Below are 2,796 nucleotides of genomic sequence, written 5' to 3' on the forward strand. Positions count from 1 at the left end.
GCCCCGGCCCGCGCGGTGAGCGCCACCAGGGTCAGCACCGCGGGCTGCCACGAATCGGTGAGCCCGGCCAGATCGGCCGACATCCGGTCGGCGGCCATCGTGTACTGCGCGAGGTCGTTGGTGCCGATCGACAGGAAGTCGACGTGCTCGAGCAGCTTGTCGGCCAACAGTGCCGCGGCCGGCACCTCGATCATCACGCCGGGGGTCAGCCCGTACGAACGCGCCCGGGCGGCAAAGCTTTTCGCCTCATCGGCGGTGGCGATCATGGGCGCCATCACCCAGGGAGCGGTCGTGGTGGTGCCGGCGGCCGCGGCGACGGCCTCCAGCTGGCGGTCCAGCAGGCCGGGATTCGCCTGCGCGATCCGGATACCGCGCACTCCGAGCGCCGGGTTGGCCTCCTCGGGGTGACCCGCGAACTTCAGCGGCTTGTCCGACCCCGCATCGAGCGTGCGGACCACCACCTTGGCCGCCTGGAACGCCTCGAGCACCTCGCCGTAGATGGTCGCCTGTTCTTCGACGGTGGGCTCGGAGTCCCGATTGAGGAAGCACAGTTCGGTGCGGAACAGGCCGATGCCTTCGGCAGGAGTTTCGCGGGCGGCACGGGCGGCGGCGCCGTCCTGCACATTGGCCAGGATCGCGACGGCGTGACCATCGGCCGTGGCCCCCGGGCCGGCCCACTGNCGTGCAGCACGGCTTCTGGGTGGTGCTGGGCGCGATGTCGGTGCTACGCAGCAGTGCGCTGACCACCGGGACCCGCGTGTTGCGCGCGGTGGCCGGGACGACGATCGGGTTCGTCCTGGGTGCGGTGCTGATCGAGTTCGTCGGTGTGGATCCCGTGGTGTTGTGGATCCTGTTGCCGATCGTGGCCTTCGGATCGGCCTATGTCCCCGAGGTGGCATCGTTCATCGCCGGGCAGGCGGCATTCACGATGATGGTGCTGATCAACTTCAACCTGATCGTGCCGACCGGCTGGCGGGTGGGCCTGGTGCGAGTCGAGGACGTCGTGGTCGGCGCCCTGGTCGGCATCGTGGTGTCCCTGCTCTTGTGGCCGAGGGGTGCCAAGGCCTCGGTGTCGAAGGCGATCGATCGAGCCCGGCAGGCCGGGGCGCAGTTCCTGCAGGCGGCGGTGCTGCGGGTGACCCGGGGCGCCTCGGAGGAGGCCACCAACCGCGTCATCGCGCTGAGCCACGACACGCTTACGGTTTCCCGAACCCTCGACGATGCTGTGCGCCAATATCTTTCGGAGAACGGCGGACCCAGCGACCAGCGGGCTCCCGTGGTACGGGCGGCCAACCGGGCCAACCGGGTGCGGGCTGCGGCCGAGCTGATTGCCGATGTGGTCCCGCCGCCGCTCGGCGTCTACGACCGCACACGTTCGGTGATCGAGGAGCACGCCGCGGCCATCTGTGACCGGCTCACCGGGGCCGACGCCACCGCGGTGCTGGTGCCGATCGGCGAGAGTTTCGTGGTGTCGTTGCGCGCCGAGGCCACCGGAACCGATCTCGCGGTCTCGGCGGCCCTGCCGCTGGTGACGGCTGCAGCGCATCTCGGCGAGCTGGAGTTGTTGTACCCGCAGCCCGCCGAGACGGTGGGTTAGGCCCCTCAGTTCAAGGGCCGGTGCGGCATCAGCGCGTTCGGCGGGATCTGCCCGAACTTGCCGGCCTGGTAGTCCTCGAGCGCCTGGATGAGCTCGGACTTCGAGTTCATCACGAACGGGCCGTAGTGGAAGACCGGTTCTCGAATCGGCTTGCCGCCCAGCAGCAGCACTTCCATCGCGGGCCGGTGCGAATCCTGGGTGCCCTGCGCGGTCACCGTGATCCGGTCACCGGGGCCCAGCACGGCCAGCTGGCCCTGATGGATGGGGTGCCCGACCGGGCCGACGCTGCCGCGTCCGCTCAGTACGTACACCAGCGCGTTGAAGTCGCGGTTCCACGGCAGGTTGAGCTGCGCCCCGGGCTCGATCGTGGCGTGCGCCAAGGTGATCGGGGTGTGCGTGCTGCCCGGGCCCTGCGCACCATCGATCTCGCCGGCGATGATGCGGACCAGCGCGCCGCCGTCCTCCGACGACAGCAGCTTGGCGTCGGGGCCCTCGATGGCCTGGTAGCGCGGCGTCGCGAACTTGTCCTTCTTGGGCAGGTTCACCCACAGCTGGATGCCGTGGAAGGTGCCGCCGCTCTCGACGAGTTCGGCGGGCGGGGTCTCGATGTGGAGGATGCCCGAGCCGGCGGTCATCCACTGGGTGGCGCCGTCGGTGATCAGGCCACCGCCGCCATGCGAATCCTGGTGGGCGAACCGGCCGTCGATCATGTACGTGACGGTTTCGAACCCGCGGTGCGGGTGCCAATCGGTGCCCCGCGGTTCGCCGGGCTGGTACTCCACCTCACCCATCTGATCCATGTGGACGAACGGGTCGAGGTCGGCGGCGCTGACTCCGGCGAATGCGCGCACGACGGGGAATCCCTCACCCTCGTATCCGCGCGGACCGGTCGTGATGGAGCGGACCGGGCGTTCGGTGTCCGACGCCTGGGCTGCCGCGATGCGGGGCAGGGTCAAGGTGTCTGCGGTGATGGCTGGCATCTCCTACCTCCTGTGTATGGGGTTGATGCCTGCTATAACCGGACTGCGGTCCGATTATTCCCCCGGGCCATTCCTCCGCGGTCAGAGGTGGGCCAGCGCGGCCTCGCGCGCCTCGGCGGCGGAGCCCGTGCCCAGTACCGCCTCGGCAGCCGCCCGGCACTGCTCGAGCGTCACCCGCGCCAGCCGGGCGCCCACCGCCGGGATGGCCGCCGGCGCCAT

Annotated in this window: 1 protein-coding gene and 2 pseudogenes; 1 reads left to right on the forward strand and 2 read right to left on the reverse strand. The window is 70.1% G+C overall.

Annotation, left to right across the window (positions count from 1 at the left end; translation table 11 throughout):
- Positions 1-686, reverse strand: a pseudogene (locus BN4332_RS22580) (putative PEP-binding protein); the annotation flags it as partial.
- On the opposite strand from BN4332_RS22580, the pseudogene BN4332_RS22585 reads away from it, so the two are divergent.
- Positions 683-1,597 (forward strand): annotated as a pseudogene (locus BN4332_RS22585) (FUSC family protein); the annotation flags it as partial. The pseudogenes BN4332_RS22580 and BN4332_RS22585 overlap by 4 nt on opposite strands.
- A 5-nt stretch (positions 1,598-1,602) precedes the next feature.
- On the opposite strand, the gene BN4332_RS22590 reads toward BN4332_RS22585, so the two are convergent.
- Positions 1,603-2,577, reverse strand: a complete 975-nt coding sequence (locus BN4332_RS22590) for a pirin family protein (protein WP_066901751.1) — start codon at positions 2,575-2,577, stop codon at positions 1,603-1,605.
- Positions 2,578-2,796: the final 219 nt, after the last annotated feature.

It is taken from the genome of Mycolicibacterium houstonense (genome assembly GCF_900078665.2).
In the GTDB taxonomy this organism is placed as follows: Bacteria; Actinomycetota; Actinomycetes; order Mycobacteriales; family Mycobacteriaceae; genus Mycobacterium; species Mycobacterium houstonense.